Consider the following 19,126-nt stretch of genomic DNA (forward strand, 5'->3'; position numbering starts at 1 on the left):
GTGGGGGCGGGCTGCCACCTGGATTCAGGTGGGTTCGCCAGCGTCACCGCGCCGATGTGAGTGATGTGGGCGGCACATGTGGCCGCCTTGATGGCCGGGGCTGGCGTCTGGCCGCGTCGCGGCGCGCACATCCTCTATCCGGCACACGATTTATTGTACAATAACGCGGTTAACGGCCTCCCGATTAGGTGGCGCGCGGCATCCTTGGCCGCGCATCTATCTGGCCGGGAAGTCTTGCGTGTCCGTTCCATCGTGGTAGCAAGCCTGTTGGTCTAGTCCCTGTTACGGCGCCGAAGCCTGGTGCCGCCACAAGAGGGCCAACCGGGGGTCTGGGCCTGCTACCGGGATATTCGCACGGTCTGCCGCTCTCGTTCGCATGGGAGCGGTGCCATCCGGCTTTCGCCTGGGCGTTTTCTGGCTTCAGGCGAGCCGGCGGTCCGTCGTGATGAATTTCCGATGTCAAAGCGCCTGTCCATCGCGTCCTCACCGCGGGCAGTGTGCTGAACGGCGTGCCCCATGGAATTCAAAACAATTCAGACAAGGTGTGCGAATGAACCGCATTGCGAAACTTCTGGCTGTTGTGGCGCTGGCTCTGCCGGCAACTGCCATGACCGGTCTGGCATCTGCCGCAGAGCAGGCCGCCGCAAAGGCCGATCCGGCCAAGGGCGAAACCCTCTACACGCAAGGTGCCCCTGATCGCAATGTCCCGGCTTGCCTGAGCTGCCATGGCGCCAACGGTAACAGCGGCGGCGCCGCCAACCCGAAGCTGGCCGCCCAGCATCCGGAATACGTGCACAAGCAGCTCGACGACTTCAAAGCCAAGGCTCGCAACAACGCCATCATGTCGCCGTACGCGGCCGCCTTGTCCGAGCAGGAAATGAAGGACGTCGGCGCCTACCTGGCCAAGCAGACCCTCAAGCCTGCCACCGCCAAGAACAAGGACACCATCGAAGCCGGCCAGAAGATCTACCGCGGTGGCATCGCGGCCAAGGGCGTGCCGGCCTGCGCGGCTTGCCACGGCCCCACCGGTGCCGGCATTCCGGCCCAGTACCCGCGTATCGGCGGCCAATGGTCCGAGTACACTGAAGCGCAACTGGTTGCGTTCCGCCAGGGCACCCGCAAGAACAATCCTGTGATGACCACTATCGCCGCCAAGATGTCGGATGCCGAGATCAAGGCTGTGGCTGATTACGTCGCAGGGATTCGCTAAGTCGTTCCGCGCCGGGTAGCCGGAGCACCGTAGCGGGCCTCGCCACTCGCGAGGCGCCACGTCCAGGTGCAACCAAGCAGCCCGGCAACAATCGAAGAGGGTGGCCTGCGCGAGCATGTCCACCCTTTTTCATTTCAAGGCCGAGGGCCCCACTGCACATGTCCACCGCTTCCACGTCAGGACTGCACCTGAAGACTTCTCACCGCCTGCTACGCGACGCGGTTGAGCTGCTGTCCTCGATGCGTTTCGCTATCGCGCTGCTGACGGTGATTGCGATTGCCAGCGTGGTCGGCACCGTCCTCAAGCAGAACGAGCCCTATCCCAACTATGTGAACCAGTTCGGTCCCTTCTGGGCTGACCTGTTCCACGCGCTGTCGTTGCAAAAGGTTTACAGCTCCTGGTGGTTCCTGCTGATCCTGACCTTCCTGGTGATTTCCACCTCGCTGTGCCTGACCCGCAACGCGCCCAAGATGATCAAGGATATGCGCTCGTGGAAGGACCACGTGCGTGAGCGCAGCCTGCGGTCCTTCCACCATCACGCCGAGTTCGATTCGGGCCGTCCCCGCGCCGATGCCGTGGCGCGCCTCACCGCGCTGCTGGCGAACCGCGGCTACCGTATCAAGAGCGTTGCGCATGAGGGCGCCACCTTGCTGGCCGCCAAGGCGGGCGCGGCCAACAAGCTAGGCTACATCCTCGCGCACACCGCTATCGTGGTGATCTGCGTCGGCGGCATGCTCGATGGCGACATGCTGATCCGCGCGCAGATGTGGTTTGGCGGCAAGAGCCCGATCAGCGGCAACGCCGTGATCAACGACATCCCTCCCGAGCACCGTTTGTCGGTCAGCAATCCGGGCTTTCGCGGCAACGCCTTCGTGCCGGAAGGCTCGACGGTGTCCACCGCCATCCTGAATATCTCGGACGGTGCGCTGGTGCAGGACCTGCCGTTCAATATCACGCTGAAGAAGTTCACCGTCGAGCATTACTCGACCGGCATGCCCAAGCTGTTCGCCTCCGACGTGGTCATCACCGACCGCGCCACCGGCCGCAAGACCGAGGCTACCATCAAGGTCAACGAGCCGCTGGTGGTGGATGGCGTGGCCATCTACCAGTCCAGCTTCGAGGATGGTGGCTCCAAGCTGAAGTTCGTTGGCTACCCGATGCAGGGCACTAGCGACAAGACCTTCGCCTTTGCCGGCACCGTGGGCGCCAACGCGCCACTGAGCGGCACGGGCAACGCGGCCGACGCCGAGGGATTGACGGTCGAGTTCAGCGATTTCCGCCTGATGAATATCGAGAACGTCACCGATGCATCGGGCAAGCCGGACGCGCGTGGCGTTGCGCGCAAGTCGCTCAACGAGAAGCTCGAGGCCCACCTGGGCTCGGCGGTCAATCCTGACCGTGCGAAGGAGTTGCGCAACGTTGGCCCTTCGGTGCAGTACAAGTTGCGCGACCGCAACGGCCAGGCGCGCGAATTCAACAACTACATGGTGCCGGTGCAACTCGACGGCCAGTCGGTCTTCCTTGCCGGCATGCGGGATACGCCTAGCGAGCCGTTCCGCTATCTTCGCATCCCGGCCGACGAGCAAAACAGCGTGGCGGACTGGATGCGCTTGCGTGCCGCGCTGCAGGACCGCGCGATGCGCAGCGAAGCCGCGCGCCGCTTCGCACTTGCCTCGATGCCGGGCGAGGATCGCGAAGTATTGCGCGGCCAGTTGGCTGAGAGCGCCCTGCGCGCGCTCGACCTGTTTGCCGGCGCCTCGCGCAGCAACCCGCAAGCCCCGCCGGGCGGCTTCACCGCGATTGCCGCCTTCCTGGAAAAGTCCGTGCCGCCGGCCGAGCAGCAGAAAGCTGCGGATGTGCTGCTGAAGATCCTCAATGGCTCGATGTGGGAGCTCTGGCAGTTGGCGCGCGCGCAAGACAAGCTGCCGGTGGTGCCAAATAGTGCCAAGAGCGGCGCTTTCATGCAGCAAGCCATTAATGCGCTGTCCGACAGTTTCTTCTACACCGCGCCGGTTTTCCTGCAGCTCGACGACTTCACGGAAGTGAAGGCCAGCGTGTTCCAGATGACCCGTGCGCCGGGGAAGAACATCGTGTATCTTGGCTGTCTGCTGTTGGTGCTGGGCGTGTTCTCGATGTTCTACATCCGCGAGCGCCGCGTCTGGCTCTGGGTGAAGGATCCCGCAGATACCGCGGGAGCCGCCGGGGGACAGGGCGCCGCCAGCCATGTGCTGATGGCCATGTCCACGCAGCGCCGTACACTGGATTTCGAGAAAGAGTTTGTCGCGCTGCGCGACGATGTAGGCCGCGCCGCCGGCAGCATCGACACGACCGGCGCCCGCAATTAAGCAGGAACCACTATGTCTTCGAATGTAAATCAGGCCAGGCCGGGCATGCACGAGAGTCCGGCAGGCGTTGCCGCGAGTGGCGCTGAGCAGGCCTACCTGGAGCCGTCGTTCCTGCGCCGGCTGGGCTGGATCGACTGGCTCTTTGCCTTGATGCTGGCAGTGGGCGCGGGGTTCGCGCTGGCGCGCTACGGCGAGTGGATGAATGTCTACGACAAGGGCGTGCTGATCGCCGCGGTGCCTACCTTCGCGCTGCTGGGATGGCACTGGAAGCCGGTGCGGCTGCTGATGGTGACGCTGACCGTGTTGTCGCTGTTCGCGATCCAGCTCTACCAGGGCCAGTTGCCGCGCGCCGAGCAGGCCTTCTTCCTCAAGTACTTCCTGTCGAGCCAGTCCGCCATCTTGTGGATGAGCGCCCTGGTGTTCCTGTCCACCCTGTTCTACTGGGGCGGCTTGCTGGCGCGCTCGGAGACCGGGCTGCAGATCGGCAGCAAGATGGTGTGGGCAGCGGTGGTGCTGGGCTTTACCGGCATGCTGGTGCGCTGGTACGAGTCCTACCTCATCGGCGCGGACATCGGCCATATCCCCATCTCGAATCTGTACGAAGTGTTCGTGCTGTTCACGCTGATCACCTCGTTGTTCCACCTGTACTACGAAGGCCGCTACAAGACCCGCGCGCTGGGGCCGTTCGTGATGCTGGTGGTATCGGCGGCGGTCGGTTTCCTGCTGTGGTACACGGTCAGCCGCGATGCGAGCGAGATCCAGCCGCTGGTGCCCGCGCTGCAGAGCTGGTGGATGAAGATCCATGTGCCGGCCAATTTCATCGGCTACGGCACCTTCGCCCTGGCTGCCATGGTGTCGGTGGCCTACCTGCTCAAGCAGCACGGCATCCTCGCCGAGCGCCTGCCCTCGCTCGAAGTGCTCGACGATGTGATGTACAAGTCAATCGCTGTGGGCTTTGCCTTCTTCACCATCGCCACCATCCTGGGCGCGCTGTGGGCGGCGGAGGCCTGGGGCGGTTACTGGAGCTGGGACCCCAAGGAAACCTGGGCCCTGATCGTCTGGTTGAACTACGCGGCTTGGCTGCATATGCGGCTGATGAAGGGGCTGCGCGGCACCATGGCGGCCTGGTGGGCGCTAGTGGGTTTGCTGGTCACGACCTTCGCCTTCCTGGGCGTCAACATGTTCCTTTCCGGCCTGCATAGCTACGGCGAACTCTGACCTGGGTGTTGCGCCGCAATGAGAAAACCTGCCCATCGCTCCGATGCGGCAGGTTTTTTTTTCGCCCGAATGGAATAAAGCCGTCACATCCGGTGTTTACTGAAGGGACGGCGCCGGCTGGCGGTGCCGCATCGCATGGAGATCGACATCATGGCCCTTTCCCGTCCTAACGCAGTCGCTTCCCTCGCATCGTTGTCCCGCCCCGCCGTGCTCGCGCTCGCTTCTGCAGCGGTCCTGCTGTCCGCCTGTTCGGGCATGGGCAGCATGGGTGGCAGCGCCGGCAATATGCCGCCCACGGTGAAAGTTGCCGGTGGCACATTGACCGATCCCCAGGGCCTGACGCTCTACACGTTCGACCGTGACACGGGCGGCAAGAGCGCTTGCAATGGCGGCTGCGCCACCACCTGGCCGCCCCTGATGGCCGCGCCCGGCACCAGCGCCACGGGCGACTACAGCGTGATCACGCGCGACGATGGCGGCAAGCAATGGGCCTATCGCGGCAAACCGCTCTACCGTTTCTCCAAGGACGCCAAGCCGGGCGACCGCACGGGCGACAACTTCAACAACGTCTGGCACGCGGCAACGCCCTGATACGGGCCAGGGCAACCTGACGGCATGGAAGGTTTCGACCGCCAACTGGTGGCGCTGGCGCCGCGCTTGCGGCGCCACGCCCGGGGTTTGACCGGCGACGCGGCCTCCGCCGACGACCTGGTGCAGGACACGCTGGAGCGCGCGCTGCGCTACCGCTGGCGCTTTCGCCTGCGCGCGGGCGCGTGGTGGGGCGATGGCGCGGATGGCCTGCTGTCTTGGCTGCTGACCATGATGCACCGGCTGCGCGTGAACGCGTACCGTCGCGCCGACCTGGTGACCTATACCGACACGCTGCCCGACGTACCCAGTGCTGCGCCTGAGCCCGGCCTGCGGCTGGACTTGGCGCGGGCGCTGGCCCGCTTGCCCGAGGCGCAGCGCGCGGTGATGCTGCTGGTCGGCCTGGAGCAGCTCAGCTATGCCGAGGCGGCGCTGGTGCTGGCCGTGCCGGTGGGCACCGTGATGTCCCGGCTGTCGCGGGCTCGAGAGCAGATGCGCATGCTGATGGAAGGCACGCCAGCCAAGGCGGCCGATGCGAACCCGCAGGCCGCCGGCCGCGCGGCCGGACTGCAGCGAGTCAAATGATGTCTCCAGTCAACGAAGCCGATCTCCACGCCTACGCCGATGGCCAGCTCGATCCCGCAAGACGCGCCGAGGTGGAGGCATACCTGGCCGCCCATCCCGAGGCCGGGGAGCGCGTGGCAGGCTGGCGGCGGCAGACAGACGAATTGCACGCAGCCTTCGACGGCGTGCTCAATGAATCAGTGCCGTTAGCGGCACTTCCGCCAGGGCTGCGGGGCAGTAGCCGTGATGCGGCGCGGCGGCCCGCCGGCTGGGGTATGGCGCTGGCCGTCAGCGTTGCCTCGCTGGCGGTAGGCGGCGCGGTAGGCGGCGCAATCGGGTGGATTGCGCACGATCACGCGGACACACTGGCGGCCGGGGCGCCGTCGATGGAGCGCTTCGCGCGCGAGGCACTGGCCAGCCATGTCGTCTATGCGCCGGAGGTGCGCCACCCAGTCGAGGTGGCGGCCGCCGATGAAGCCCATCTTGTTGCCTGGCTATCCAAGCGCCTGGGGGCACCGCTGCGGGTGCCGGACCTGCGTGCCCAGGGATTCCACCTGATCGGGGGCCGTCTCGGCGTGGCCGAGGGCGGCCCGTCGGCCATCCTGATGTACGAGGCAGACGACGGCACCCGGCTGTCGCTGCAACTGCGGCACATGGCGCGCGATACGCCCGACACGGGTTTCCGGCTGGAGCGCATGGGCCCGGGGCCAGGTGAGCGTCCCGCCGCTGCGGCGCGTACCATGGCCTTTTACTGGGTAGACCGGGATCTTGGCTTCGCGCTGGCCGGGCCGCTGGAACGCGCACCCTTGCTCGCATTGGCGGAGGCCGTTTACCGGCAGTATCAGGGCGGTTGAGCCTCAGCCAAGCGTCGCGCGGAGCGCCCCGCATCCGATTGCCGGCTGCAATGCGTACGTAGGCCAGGCGATGCGACGGTGACGACGGGCCCAAAAAAGATGTCAGGATTCCCTTGTGCCAACCGACTCAACCCCAAGTCCAGTCGTGCAGGCGGGCCCCACCCAGGCCCGGCACGAACGGTGAACCGCATTTTGCATATGGCACGCAACGAGGAACAACGATGCTGATCCCCTCTCCGAAATGGCTGCGCGGCGACGATATCGCCGCCAGCGAGATCACGCCCCGCGGTGTTTTCGACGCGCGGCGCCGCCTGCTGGCGCTGGCTGCAGCGGGCGCAGCGGGGAGCACGCTGGCGCCATGGTTCGCCCGCGATGCGCATGCCCAGGCGCCGCGCGGGCAGAAACTGCCGGCCACGCCCAACAATGCCTACGTCGTGCCCGAGAAGCGCACGCCTTACGAGGACGTCACCACGTACAACAACTACTACGAGTTTGGCACCGACAAGGCGGACCCGGCGCGCAACGCCGGCACGCTGCGAACCCGGCCGTGGCAGGTCGCGGTCGAAGGCCTGGTGAAGAAGCCCAAGGTTTATGACATCGACGAACTCGTGCGCCTGATGCCGATGGAAGAGCGGGTCTACCGGCTGCGCTGCGTGGAGGGCTGGTCGATGGTGATTCCGTGGAGCGGCTACGCGCTGGCCGAACTGGTCCGCCGCGTCGAGCCGCAGCCGGGCGCCAAGTATGTGGAGTTCGTCACCCTCAACGACAAAAAGCAGATGCCCGGTGTCAGCGCCCGCGTGCTGGACTGGCCTTACACCGAAGGGCTGCGCATGGACGAGGCGATGCACCCGCTGACCTTGCTGGCCTTTGGCCTGTATGGAGAGGTGCTGCCCAACCAGAACGGTGCGCCCGTGCGCGTGGTGGTGCCCTGGAAGTACGGCTTCAAGAGCGCCAAGTCTATCGTCAAGATCCGCTTTGTCGACAAGCAACCCGCCACCAGTTGGAACCTTGCCGCGGCGCAGGAGTACGGCTTTTACTCCAACGTGAACCCGGACGTGGATCACCCGCGCTGGAGCCAGGCTACGGAGCGCCGCATCGGCGAGGACAAAGGCAGCGGCTTTGGCGCGCTGTTCGCGCCCAAGCGCAAGACGCTGCCGTTCAACGGCTACGGGCAGCAGGTGGCGTCGCTGTACCAGGGCATGGACCTGCGGAAGTTCTTCTGATGGCGCCCCCGGAGATGTCCCCGTCACGCCAGGCGGTTCGCTCGTCGCGGGCGGCGGGGCAGCCTGGGCTCGCGACGCTTGCGCCGGAACGCGTGCGCACGGTGAAGGTGGCGGTGTGGCTGCTTGCCATGCTGCCTTTCCTGCGGCTGCTCTGTCTCGGCTTTACCGATCAGTTCGGCGCCAATCCGCTGGAGTTCGTCACACGCTCGACCGGCACCTGGACGCTGGTCATGCTGTGCGTCACGCTGGCGGTGACGCCGCTGCGCCGGCTCACGGGCTGGAACTGGCTGATCCGGCTGCGCCGCATGCTCGGGCTCTTTGCCTTCTTCTACGCGCTGCAGCACTTCCTGTTGTGGCTTGCCGTGGACCGGGGCTTCGATGTGGCCTACATGATCAAGGACATTGCCAAGCGCCCCTTCATCACGGTTGGGTTTGCCGCCTTCGTGCTGATGGTGCCGCTGGCGGCCACCTCGGCCAATGTCATGGTCAAGTGGCTAGGTGGCAAGCGCTGGCAAGGGCTGCACCGGGCGGTGTACGCCATCGCCGTGCTGGCGATCCTGCACTACTGGTGGCATAAGGCAGGCAAGCACGACTTTGGCACGGTATCGATCTATGCCGCCGTGGTGTTCGGGTTGCTGGCGATGCGGATCTGGTGGTGGCGCAAGCCTGCAACTGGCCTCAAGGCACAAAGGTAGAACACAAAGGTAGAGCGTGATTTCGCGCTCGGCAGGGCGGGGCGGCCGCCCCGCTTGGGGGCGCCAAAGGGCTTCAAGATGTCCCCGGACCCGGCCCAGCCGCCGTCAAGCAGCGGCGCCGCCCCGGAAAGCGCCGCAGGTTGTCGGATTGCGGCGCCGGCACAGCCTGGTCCTGGCGCGCCACACGCCGAGTGGCGGCGAGGAGGGCGGGCGCTTAGCCTTGCAGCAGGCGTTCGTCGCGGAACAGGTCAGCCACGTGCTCGCGGCCGCGCACCAGATGCACGTCGTCGCCGTCGACCATGACTTCGGCAGCGCGCGGGCGGGTGTTGTAGTTGGAGCTCATGACAAAGCCATAGGCGCCGGCCGACATCACGGCCAGCAGGTCGCCCGGCTGCACCGCCAGGGCGCGGTCGCGGCCGAGCCAGTCGCCGGATTCGCACACCGGGCCGACCACGTCGTAGGTCAGGGCGGTGGCCTGCGCGGCTTCGCGCAGTTGCACGGGCTCGATGCGGTGGTAGGCCTCGTACATGGCAGGGCGGGCCAGGTCGTTCATGGCCGCGTCAACGATGCAGAAGTTCTTGGCGGCGCCCGGCTTGAGGAACTCGACCTGGGTCAGCAGCACGCCGGCATTGCCCACCAGCGAGCGGCCCGGCTCGAACAGCACCTCGCGATGGCCATGGCCACGCTCTGCCACGCGGTCCAGCAGCGTGCGGGCAAAGCCGGTGATGTCCGGCGGGGTCTCGTCGTCGTAAGTGATGCCCAGTCCACCGCCTACGTCGATATGCTCAAGATTGATGCCTTCGCGTTCCAGCGCTTCCACCACGTCCAGCACCTTGTCCAGCGCTTCCAGATAAGGGGCGACCTCGGTGATCTGCGAGCCGATATGGCAGTCGATGCCCGCGACTTCCAGGTGCGGCAGCGCGGCGGCGGCGCGGTAGGTCGGCAGCACGTCCTCAAAGGCGACGCCGAACTTGTTGCCCTTCAGGCCGGTGGAGATATACGGGTGGGTCTTGGCGTCCACATCCGGGTTGATGCGCAGCGACACGCGCGCGCGCTTGCCCAGGCGGCCGGCCACGGCATTGAGGCGGTCCAGCTCGGGGATCGACTCGACATTGAACGACAGCACATCATGCTGGAGCGCCAGTTCCATCTCGGCGGCGGTCTTGCCCACGCCCGAGAACACTACCTTGCGCGGATCGCCGCCCACTGCCAGCACGCGCTGCAACTCGCCGCCAGACACGATATCGAAGCCCGCGCCGAGCCTGGCGAAGACCTGCAGGATCGCCAGGTTCGAATTGGCCTTCATGGCGTACTGCACACGCGCGCGGCGCCCCTGGCACGCAGCGGCGTAGGCCTGGTAGGCGGCGGTCAGAGCGGCGCGCGAGTAGACGTAGGTAGGGGTGCCGTATTCGGCGGCAATGCGCGCGAGCGGCACGTGCTCGACGCTCAGGGCGCCGTCGTGGCGATGGAAGAAGGCGGTCATGGTTATTTGGCGGTGGGAGTGGCGTCCGGCGCTGCGTCCGGTGCCGTGGCGGGTGCCGCAGTGGGGGCGGAGCCCCGGGGAGCCGCCGGATTCGGCACGGCCGGGTTGCCCAGGCCGGGATCCGGTACACCCGGCTGCGCCGGTGCGGGAGGCTGCTTGGGCATCGTCAGCGGGCCGCGGATGCCGCATCCCGACAGCAGGGGCATCGCAAGGCTGGCGGCAAACGCCGATACAATCGCAACACGACGCAACATCGGGTCGTCCTTAAAATGTCGTCCAGGGTCGTCCCCGATCGTCCCGGAGTGTCCCTCAAGCGGAGCGCGGCGGGACCACCGGAAATACGAAGTACTTTTCAATACGCTGCCGGCTACGGCACTACATCGCTATAGCGGCCGCTGGCCGGCGGTCTTGGAGTTTAGCATGCCCCCCATGAGTGAAAGTGAGTTCCTGGCGCTGGCCCAGCAAGAGCTGGACCGGCTGGAAAGCGCGGTGGAAACCGCCGCCGACGCAGCCGACGCCGACATCGAAATCAACCGTGCCGGCAATCTCATGGAGCTCGAATTCGAAGACGGCTCCAAGATCATCGTCAACAGCCAGGCTCCCATGCAGGAACTGTGGGTGGCCGCGCGCTCGGGGGGTTTCCATTTTCGCCATGATGGCCAGCGCTGGGTCGATACGCGCGGCGGCGGTGAGCTGTATGCGGCGCTATCAGGCTACGTGAGCCAGCAGGCGGGGGTGACGCTGAAACTGGCCTGAGCGCTTTCGCCCACGCGCATGAAAAAAGCCGGCGATGGTTTCGCCGGCTTTTTCATTCGCGGGAAGCTGTCCCGGCGGGCCCTCAGCCGCCGCCGAACATTTCCAGGATGCGCTTCTTCTCTGCCTCGACGTCGGCGGGCGATTGCGTGCTTTCGTCCGGCTTGCCAGGCCACGGATCGCCCAGGCCAACCGAAGCCACGCCGGCGCCGCCCGCGTTTTCCTCGAAGGTCCAGTCGCCGCCCACCATGACCACGCCTTCCGGGGCCTGGCGTTCGGGGAGTTCCGGTACGCCCTTGAGCATCTTGCCCATGTAGCCCACCCAGATCGGCAGGGCCAGGCCGCCGCCGGTCTCGCGCACGCCCAGGCTCTTGGGCTGGTCGTAGCCCATCCAGGCGATCGCCACCAGCTTGGGCGTGTAGCCGGCGAACCAGGCGTCGACGGCGTCGTTGGTAGTGCCGGTCTTGCCGGCCAGGTCGTTGCGGCCCAGGCGCTGCTTGGCGCTGTTGGCCGTGCCGCTGCGCACTACCTCACGCAGCATGGTGTCGGCGATAAAGGCGGTGCGGGCATCCAGCACGCGCACCGCATCGGCGCCGGCGCGCTGGGGCTTGGTTTCGGAGATCACATTGCCGCGCGCATCGACCACCTTCTGGATCAGGTAGGGATTGACGCGGTAGCCGCCGTTGGCAAAGACCGAGTAGGCGCCAGCCATTTGCAGCGGGGTGACGCTGCCGGCGCCCAGCGCCATCGGCAGGTAAGCCGGGTGCTTGTCGGCGTCAAAGCCAAAGCGCGTGATGTAGTCCTGGGCGTACTGGGTGCCGATGGCGCGCAGGATGCGCACCGACACCAGATTCTTGGACTTTGCCAGCGCGCGGCGCATGGTCATCGGGCCTTCGAACTTGCCGTCGTAGTTCTTCGGCTCCCAGACCTGGCCACCGTTATCGCTGATCGACAGCGGCGCGTCGTTGATCACCGTGGCGGGGGAGAACCCCTTTTCCAGCGCCGCGGAGTAAATGAACGGCTTGAAGCTGGAGCCGGGCTGGCGCCAGGCCTGCGTCACGTGGTTGAACTTGTTGCGGTTGAAGTCGAAGCCGCCAACCATCGAGCGGATCTCGCCGTCTTCCGGGTTGAGCGAGATGAATGCGGCGGATACTTCCGGTAACTGCGTGACCGTCCATGCGCCTTTTTCGTCCTGCGTCACGCGGATGATCGCACCCGGCCGGATCTTGGCCTTGGGCTGCGCATTGGCCGCCAGCGACGGCGCGATGAAGCGCAGCGCCTGGCCTTCGATGGTGGCGACTTCGCCGGACAGCAGCGTGGCGGTGACCTGCTTGGCCGTCACGCTGGTGACCACGGCCGAGCGCAGGTCGTCGCTGCCCGGGTGCTCCAGCAGCGCGTCGTCGATGGCCTGCTCGCGCTCGTCCGCGCCAGCGGGCAGGTCGATAAAGGCCTCGGGGCCTCGATAGCCGTGGCGGCGCTCGTAATTCATGATGCCCGAGCGCACCGCCTCATAGGCGGCGTCCTGGTCGGGCTTGTTCAGCGTGGTGTAGACCGTCAGGCCGCGGGTGTAGGTTTCCTCGCGGTACTGCGCGTACATCAACTGGCGCACGATCTCGGCCACGTACTCGGCGTGGGTGGAGAACTCATTGCCCTCGCCGCGCACCTTCAGTTCTTCGTGGATGGCCTGTTCGTATTGCTCGGGCGTGAGGTAGCGCAGGTCGCGCATGCGCTGCAGGATGTACTCCTGGCGCACCTTGGCGCGCTTGGGGTTGACCACCGGGTTATAAGCGGACGGTGCCTTGGGCAGGCCGGCCAGCATGGCGGCCTCGGCCGGCGTCACGTCCTTGATCGACTTGCCGAAATACACCCGGGCCGCGCTGGCAAAGCCATAGGCGCGCTGCCCCAGGTAGATCTGGTTCATGTACAGCTCGAGGATCTGGTCCTTGGACAAGTTGGCCTCGATCTTGTAGGCCAGCAGCATTTCATACAGCTTGCGGGTGTAGGTCTTCTCGCTGGAGAGGAAGAAGTTGCGCGCCACCTGCATGGTGATGGTGGAGGCGCCCTGCGACAGGCCGCCGCGCAGGTTGGCCAGCCCGGCGCGCAGCACGCCGACGAAGTCGACGCCGCCGTGTTCGTAGAAGCGATCGTCCTCGATGGCCAGCACGGCCTTCTTCATCACGTCCGGTATTTCCGCAATCGGCACGAAATTGCGCCGTTCCTCGCCGAACTCACCAATGAGCACGTTGTCGGCCGTGTAGATCCGCAATGGGATCTTCGGGCGGTAATCCGTGATGGTGTCGAGCGATGGCAGGTTGGGCGCGGCCACCAGCAGCGCGTATCCCACCAGCAGTGCCACCGCCACGATCCCGGCCACCAGCAGGCCCAGGGCCCAAAAGGTCAGCCGCATCCAGATCGGACGTCGGGCAGGTAGGGACGGCTTCTGTTGTGCTGTGGCCATAAGGGAAATACCTAGTTAGAGGTGCCGGATTATATCTCCCGCGATACTTCGCTCCCGGCGCGTTGTGGCGCGCAAGCCGCTATCGCGCTGTTACAAGATGTAATGGGATTGAGATCTGCATGAAACGAAAAGATGGGCGAAGTGGGCAGGGCGCCGGGCACCGTGGGATTTTGGCAACGCTTTGTGAGGGGTGTTGATGAAAAGCAATCGTGGTCAAACCGGCACATTGCCAGCGCCCCGTTTTTTAGTGAGAATCCATCAACTAAAAGAGCAAAACGTTTCATCCAAGAAACAATACAGACTCGCCAAATTAGAGCAACCAAGCCAAGGCGAGTTCAACGGTCAGGGGGTCACCTTGCGGCGAGGCATCTTGTCGGGGTTGTTGCGCCGTACGACGGTCGGCGTTGACATCGGGTCGTCCAGCGTTAAGGTAGTCGAGCTGTCCGTGGGCAGTGGCAAAAGCGACTATCGGCTGGAGAAATGTGCCAGCGAACTGCTGGACCGTAGTGCCGTTGCCGATGGCAACGTGGTCAATATCGAAGCCGTTGGCATCGCTCTGAAGCGCGCCCTCGGCAAAGCCGGCATCCGCACCAAGGAGGTGGTGCTCGGCGTGCCTTCGATGCTGACCGAATCGCAGACCGTCAGCCTGCCGGACAACCTGTCCGAGGACGAGCTTTACGTCCAGGTGGAATCCGAGGCGCATCGCCTTTATCCGCCATCGCAGGCCGTCAATTTCGATTTCGCCGTGATCGGCCCCAGCGAAACCGAGGGCGGCATCGGCGTGCGCGTTACCGCGGCAAACAGCGACCGTGTGCAGGAGCGCGTGACCGCTGCCGAAATGGCCGGGCTCAAGCCGCACGTGATGGACGTCGAGGAATACGCGGTGCAGCGTTCCGTGGTGCAGATGCTGGGCGTGTCCGCCGACATCAGCGCCACCGACGCCAAGGAGCTGCCTGTGGTGGCCGTGATCCACCTTGGCGGCAGCCGCTCCAAGGCGATCTTCTACCAAGGCTGGAAAGAGCTCTACGAGCAGCCGCTCAACAGCTACGGCGACCAGCTCACCCAGAGCGCGGCGCGCATGTTTACGCTGGATGCGCTCAAGGCCGAGATCAAGAAGCGCAAGAATACGCTGCCCGAAGCCTGGCGCACCCAGTTGCTCAAGCCCTCCCTGGAGGCGCTGGCGGTGGAGGTGCAAGGCGCCGTGCGCAACTTCCTGTCAGCTTCAAGCATCGGCCGGGTCGACGAGATCCTGCTCTCCGGTGGCCATGCGTCGCTGATCGGCGTGCAAGCCGCGATCGAGCAGCAAACCGAGATCACCGCCACGCTGGCCAATCCCTTTGCCAACATGATGACAGCCGTCAAGGTCAACGAGCGCTATCTGCAGCGCGACCTGCCGGCCTACATCGTGAGCGCCGGGCTTGCGCTGCGCGGCCTGCAGTAAGCCAGCGAGGGAAGCCGCATGCCAACCAATTCGATCCCGACAGTTAATCTGCTGCCTTACCACGAAGCCCGCAGGGCCTCGCGGCGCAAGAAGGTCTATGCCCTGCTGGGCGGCGCGGCCGGCGCCGGCGCGCTGGTGGTGCTGCTGGGCGGCATGTACATCGATCACCGCGTCGATGCCGTGTCCAGCCTGAACCAGGTGCTTCTCGCAGAGAACAACCGCATGGACGGGCAGATCCGCGAGGTCAATTCGCTGCGCAAGGATATTGAAGGGCTGCTGCAGCGGCAGAAGGCCATCGAGGGCCTGCAGAACGAGCGCAATCGTCCCGTGCAGCTGCTGGAGGAACTGGTGCGCCAGGTGCCCGAAGGCGTGTACCTGACCACTCTCAAGCAGACCGGCGACGCCTTTACCGTGACCGGCATCGCGCAGTCGAACGAGCGCGTGTCGGAGTTGCTGCGCAACCTTAGCCAGGTGCAGTGGCTGGACAAGGCCGAGCTGGGCGAATCCAAGGCTGTGATGATGACCAACAACCTGCGCGAGCAACGGCGCCTGTTCGATTTCTCCATGCGCTTCGCCTACCGTGCGCCGCAAGCGCCGGAAGACGGCAAGAAGGGCAAGGCCGGCCTCGCCGGCGCGAGTGCGCCAGCAGGCGGAAAGGGCTGACCATGGCACTCAATAGCGAAATCTCGCTCGCCACGCTGAACGATCTCACCGCGCAGTTCCGCGGCCTGAACCTCAATGAGCCGGAAACCTGGCCGACCGCCCCGCGCGTGCTGTTCGCGGTGCTGGCTGCGGTGCTGGTGCTGCTGCTGGGCTGGCAGTTCTACTGGAGCGGCAAGCTCGAGGATCTCGATCGCCGGCATGCCGAGCAGGACACCCTGAAGCAGTCCTACCTGAGCAAGGTGGCGCAGGTGGCCAACCTGGATGCGCTTCGCAAGCAAAAGGCGGAAGTGGAGCAGCGCGTGGCGCTGGTCGAGCGCCAGTTGCCCAATAAGACCGAGATGGACGCGCTGCTGGCCGACGTCAATCACGCTGGCGTGGCGCGCGGCCTGCAGTTCGAGTTGTTCAAGCCGCAAGCCGCCGTGATCAAGCCGTACTTTGCCGAGATCCCGGTCAACCTGAAGGTCACCGGCCGCTACCACGACGTGGCCCAGTTCAATGCCGATGTTGCTGCGCTCTCGCGCATCGTCTCGATGCAGGGGCTGCAGTTCACCACCGGCAAGGATGGCGGGCTGACGATGGAAGCCACGGCCATGGCCTACCGCGCGCTGGACCCTGACGAACAGGCGGCGCAGCGCAAGGCGGAAGCCGCGGCGGCCAAGACGGCTGCGGGAGCAAAGAAATGATGCCAGCGATCCAGGCTTCGCGCCTGCGTGCCTGCGCTTGCGCGCTGATCGGCGCTGCGCTGTTGGCAGCCTGCGGGGGCAGCGAGGAAGACGGCCTGCGCCAATGGATGGCGCAAGCCCAGGCCGCCAAGGCGCCGCCGCCGGCGCCGCTGCCCGAGCCCAAGCCTTACGTGCCGCGCGATTACGCGGGCCGCAGCGCGCCCGAGCCCTTTGCCCAGAACAAGATCGGCGACCTGAACCGGGTCCTGTCCGAGTCGCCGGAATCCGGCCGGCGGCGCGAGCCGCTGGAGGATTTCCCGCTGGAGAACTTCAAGATGCTGGGCGCCATGAAGAAGAGCGGCGAGACCTACGGCGTCGTGCAGGTAGATAACAAGATCCACCACGTCAAGGTGGGGCAGTATCTCGGCCAGAATTACGGCCGGGTGGTCCGCATCAACGATCAGGAGATCGTGTTGCGCGAATTGGTCCGGGAAGGGGTAGCCGAGTGGAAAGAGAAAATGACCAGCCTGAAGCTGGAGGGGTCGGCATGATCATGGGTCGCTGGTACCGGGCGCTTGCGGGCGCCGCAATGATGACGCTGGTATTGGCCGCGCCGGCTGCACTGGCGCAGCCGACGCCGGGCAATGCCATCAAGCGCGTCGACGCCTCCACGGTGGGCGAGCAGACCGTGTTCACGGTCGAGATGCAGGGGCCGCCGGCGCAAAAACCGGCCGACTTCACCACGCAGAATCCGCCCAAGCTCGCCATCGACTTTCTCGATACCGGCTTCGCGGCCGGGCGGGCGCAATATGACTTCGGCGGCAAGTTGCTCAAGAGCGCCAACGTGGTCCAGATAGGCGATCGCACCCGTGTGATCCTTGACCTGACCCGCGTGGCCAGCTACCGCACCGAGGTGCGCGGCAACCTGTTCGTGGTGCTGCTCGATAATGTCGCCCCGACTGCCCGCGCGGCGGTGCCGACGTTCGCCCCCAGCTCGGCGCAGGCGCCAGCAGTGCCGGCGATGCGGCCGACCGTGCGCAATATCGATTTCCGCCGTGGCCAGGATGGCGCTGGCCGCATCGTGGTGGATCTTTCCTCGCGCGACTCCGGCATCAATATCGCGCAGCAGGGCCAGAACGTGGTGGTCGATTTCCTCAACACATCGCTGCCCGACGGCATGCGCAGGCGCTTTGACGTGACCGATTTCGGCACTCCGGTGCAGGGCATGCGCGCGAGCGACAACAACGGCAGCACCCGCCTCACCATCGAGCCGCGCGGCAACTGGGAGTACAGCTCCTATCAGACCGATACGCAGTTCGTGGTGGAGGTGCGCCCGGTCAAGGAAGATCCGGCCAAGCTGATCAGCGGGGCAGGCTTTCGCGGCGAGCGGCTCTCGCTGAACTTCCAGAACATCGATATCCGCTCGCTACTGCAGGTGTTTGCCGATTTCACCAATCTCAACATCATCACCAGCGAAAGTGTGCAGGGCAACCTGACCCTGCGCCTGAAGGATGTGCCCTGGGACCAGGCGCTGCAGATCGTGCTCGATGCCAAGGGACTGGCCTCGCGCCGCAACGGCAATGTGCTGTGGGTGGCACCAAAGGCCGAGCTGGCCACCAAGGAAAAGCTCGAGCTCGAGTCGCAGCAGCAGATCAATGACCTCGAGCCGATCCGCAGCCAGGTGTTCCAGCTCAACTACCAGCGTGCCGAAGACGTGCGGCGCATGCTGCTCGGGCTGGCCGCGGCGGGTGCAGGCGGCGTCGGCGGCGCGGGCGCGTTGGGCAGCGTGGGCGCAGTCGGGGCGGTCGGCATAGGCGGTGTGGCTGCCAGTAACACCCGCATGCTGTCCAAGCGCGGCTCGCTGACGGCCGATCCCCGTACCAACCAGCTGTTCGTGTCCGATATCGCGACCAAGCTCGAAGAGGTGCAGAGTTTCCTCGGCAAGATCGACATCCCGGTGCGCCAGGTCATCATCGAGGCGCGCATCGTCGAGGCCAACGATACCTTTAGCCGCAACTTGGGCGTCAGGCTGGGTTTTGCCTCCAAGACGGCAGGTGCCGGCTACGGCAACACCTACACCAATGTGGTCAGCCCGGTGACGCAGAACGCAACCTGGGACAACGGCCCGGCGCTGAGCCTGCCGGCGGCGGCGATCAACGGCGTCAACCCGGGCTCGGTCGCGGTCAGCCTGTTCAGCAACACGGCCGGCCGTTTCCTGGCGCTCGAGCTGTCCGCGCTGGAAGCGGACGGGCGGGGCAAGATCATCTCCAGCCCGCGCGTGGTCACCGCCAACAATATCAAGGCGCTGATCGAGCAAGGCACGGAGTTGCCCTACCAGGCCGCCACCTCCAGTGGCGCCACCTCGGTGCAGTTCCGCAAGGCCAACCTGAAGCTGGAAGTCACGCCGCAGATCACGCCGGAAGGCAATGTGCTGCTGGATGTCGACGTCAACAAGGACAGCGTGGGCATTCAGACCACCTCGGGCTTCGCCATCGACACCAAGCACGTGCAGACGCAGGTGCTGGTGGAGAACGGTGGCACGGTGGTGATTGGCGGCATCTATAGCCAGACCGAGTCCACCAATGTGAACAAGGTGCCACTGCTGGGGGACATCCCGATCCTCGGCAACCTGTTCAAGGACAACGCCAAGGTCAACAACCGGACCGAGCTGCTGGTGTTCCTGACACCGCGCGTGCTCAACGACAGTGTGTCGCTGAAATAGCGCCCGCGCCCGCCGGATGCAGTAGACTGACAGGCCGCATCGTTCCGATGCGGCTTTTTTTATTGTCCAGGCGTGCTAGAGAGGTTGGGCGAAGGTGCATGTGGCCGGCGCGCAAGGCGTGTCGCGAGGTGGGTTGCCTTGTGCCGATTGCGCCTCGCCACTTGCCCGGATCGTCCCAACATAAGAAGATGATGCAGTTTTCCACCGCGAGGGCCGGCCAGAGACCCGGCTTCCGCCCGACACGCCA

The 19,126-nt window shown here is 65.4% G+C and carries 17 protein-coding genes; 14 read left to right on the plus strand and 3 right to left on the minus strand.

All coding sequences use genetic code 11. From position 1 onward, the window contains the following. The first annotated feature begins 550 nt into the window (after positions 1 to 550). From AC1RWI_RS18625 to msrQ, 8 genes are all read left to right on the plus strand, one after another. Entirely contained in the window at positions 551 to 1,210 is a 660-nt protein-coding gene (locus AC1RWI_RS18625) for a c-type cytochrome (RefSeq protein ID WP_043350320.1), read from the plus strand. Positions 1,211 to 1,368: 158 nt separating this feature from the next. Continuing rightward, positions 1,369 to 3,555, plus strand: coding sequence for a cytochrome c biogenesis protein ResB (locus AC1RWI_RS18630; RefSeq protein WP_492867965.1), 2,187 nt, complete (start codon positions 1,369 to 1,371; stop codon positions 3,553 to 3,555). A gap of 45 nt (positions 3,556 to 3,600) precedes the next feature. Next, positions 3,601 to 4,773: a c-type cytochrome biogenesis protein CcsB gene (ccsB, locus tag AC1RWI_RS18635; RefSeq protein ID WP_492868005.1), complete on the plus strand. Its 1,173-nt coding sequence runs from the start codon at positions 3,601 to 3,603 to the stop codon at positions 4,771 to 4,773. A 150-nt stretch (positions 4,774 to 4,923) separates the two neighbouring features. After that, positions 4,924 to 5,364, plus strand: a complete 441-nt coding sequence (locus AC1RWI_RS18640) for a COG4315 family predicted lipoprotein (RefSeq protein ID WP_043352394.1) — start codon at positions 4,924 to 4,926, stop codon at positions 5,362 to 5,364. Between the two features lie 24 nt (positions 5,365 to 5,388). Further along, positions 5,389 to 5,946, plus strand: coding sequence for an RNA polymerase sigma factor (locus tag AC1RWI_RS18645; RefSeq protein WP_043350311.1), 558 nt, complete (start codon positions 5,389 to 5,391; stop codon positions 5,944 to 5,946). Further along, positions 5,943 to 6,779, plus strand: a complete 837-nt coding sequence (locus AC1RWI_RS18650; protein ID WP_492867968.1) for an anti-sigma factor family protein — start codon at positions 5,943 to 5,945, stop codon at positions 6,777 to 6,779. Before AC1RWI_RS18645 ends, AC1RWI_RS18650 begins: the two co-directional genes overlap by 4 nt. A 221-nt stretch (positions 6,780 to 7,000) precedes the next feature. Continuing rightward, complete coding sequence (gene msrP, locus AC1RWI_RS18655) at positions 7,001 to 8,002, plus strand: protein-methionine-sulfoxide reductase catalytic subunit MsrP (protein WP_043350307.1); 1,002 nt, start codon at positions 7,001 to 7,003, stop codon at positions 8,000 to 8,002. 14 nt (positions 8,003 to 8,016) lie between these two features. Further along, positions 8,017 to 8,697 carry a protein-methionine-sulfoxide reductase heme-binding subunit MsrQ gene (gene msrQ / locus AC1RWI_RS18660; RefSeq protein ID WP_043352392.1) on the plus strand — a complete coding sequence of 227 codons (681 nt, stop codon included), beginning with the start codon at positions 8,017 to 8,019 and terminating at the stop codon, positions 8,695 to 8,697. Positions 8,698 to 8,911: 214 nt separating this feature from the next. On the opposite strand, the gene lysA is transcribed toward msrQ, so the two are convergent. Both lysA and lptM read right to left on the minus strand, forming a co-directional pair. Next, entirely contained in the window at positions 8,912 to 10,180 is a 1,269-nt protein-coding gene (gene lysA, locus AC1RWI_RS18665; RefSeq protein WP_043350304.1) for a diaminopimelate decarboxylase, read from the minus strand. Between the two features lie 2 nt (positions 10,181 to 10,182). After that, the gene (lptM, locus tag AC1RWI_RS18670) at positions 10,183 to 10,434 is read right to left on the minus strand and encodes an LPS translocon maturation chaperone LptM (RefSeq protein WP_082054941.1); all 252 of its coding nucleotides are present in this window, start codon (positions 10,432 to 10,434) and stop codon (positions 10,183 to 10,185) included. A 166-nt stretch (positions 10,435 to 10,600) separates the two neighbouring features. Here lptM and cyaY point away from each other — a divergent pair, with 166 nt between their 5' ends. Beyond that, on the plus strand, positions 10,601 to 10,936 hold the full coding sequence (gene cyaY, locus AC1RWI_RS18675) for an iron donor protein CyaY (RefSeq protein WP_043350301.1): 336 nt from the start codon (positions 10,601 to 10,603) through the stop codon (positions 10,934 to 10,936). Between the two features lie 82 nt (positions 10,937 to 11,018). Here cyaY and AC1RWI_RS18680 read toward each other — a convergent pair whose 3' ends face one another. Then, positions 11,019 to 13,391 carry a penicillin-binding protein 1A gene (locus AC1RWI_RS18680; protein ID WP_492867971.1) on the minus strand — a complete coding sequence of 791 codons (2,373 nt, stop codon included), beginning with the start codon at positions 13,389 to 13,391 and terminating at the stop codon, positions 11,019 to 11,021. 370 nt (positions 13,392 to 13,761) lie between these two features. Between AC1RWI_RS18680 and pilM the strand changes: the two genes are divergently transcribed. From pilM to AC1RWI_RS18705, 5 genes are read left to right on the plus strand one after another with little or no spacing between them, the layout of a single operon-like run. After that, complete coding sequence (gene pilM / locus AC1RWI_RS18685; RefSeq protein ID WP_173430693.1) at positions 13,762 to 14,832, plus strand: type IV pilus assembly protein PilM; 1,071 nt, start codon at positions 13,762 to 13,764, stop codon at positions 14,830 to 14,832. 18 nt (positions 14,833 to 14,850) lie between these two features. Beyond that, entirely contained in the window at positions 14,851 to 15,495 is a 645-nt protein-coding gene (locus AC1RWI_RS18690; RefSeq protein WP_043350295.1) for a PilN domain-containing protein, read from the plus strand. A gap of 2 nt (positions 15,496 to 15,497) precedes the next feature. Next, positions 15,498 to 16,178, plus strand: coding sequence for a type IV pilus inner membrane component PilO (locus AC1RWI_RS18695; protein ID WP_043350292.1), 681 nt, complete (start codon positions 15,498 to 15,500; stop codon positions 16,176 to 16,178). After that, a complete protein-coding gene (locus AC1RWI_RS18700) occupies positions 16,178 to 16,708 on the plus strand; it encodes a pilus assembly protein PilP (RefSeq protein ID WP_236702062.1) in 531 nt (176 codons plus the stop codon). The genes AC1RWI_RS18695 and AC1RWI_RS18700 overlap by 1 nt, the downstream gene beginning before the upstream one ends. Continuing rightward, complete coding sequence (locus AC1RWI_RS18705) at positions 16,705 to 18,879, plus strand: type IV pilus secretin PilQ (protein WP_043350285.1); 2,175 nt, start codon at positions 16,705 to 16,707, stop codon at positions 18,877 to 18,879. Before AC1RWI_RS18700 ends, AC1RWI_RS18705 begins: the two co-directional genes overlap by 4 nt. Positions 18,880 to 19,126: the final 247 nt, after the last annotated feature.

This window comes from Cupriavidus sp. MPR-AND1C (genome assembly GCF_058809705.1).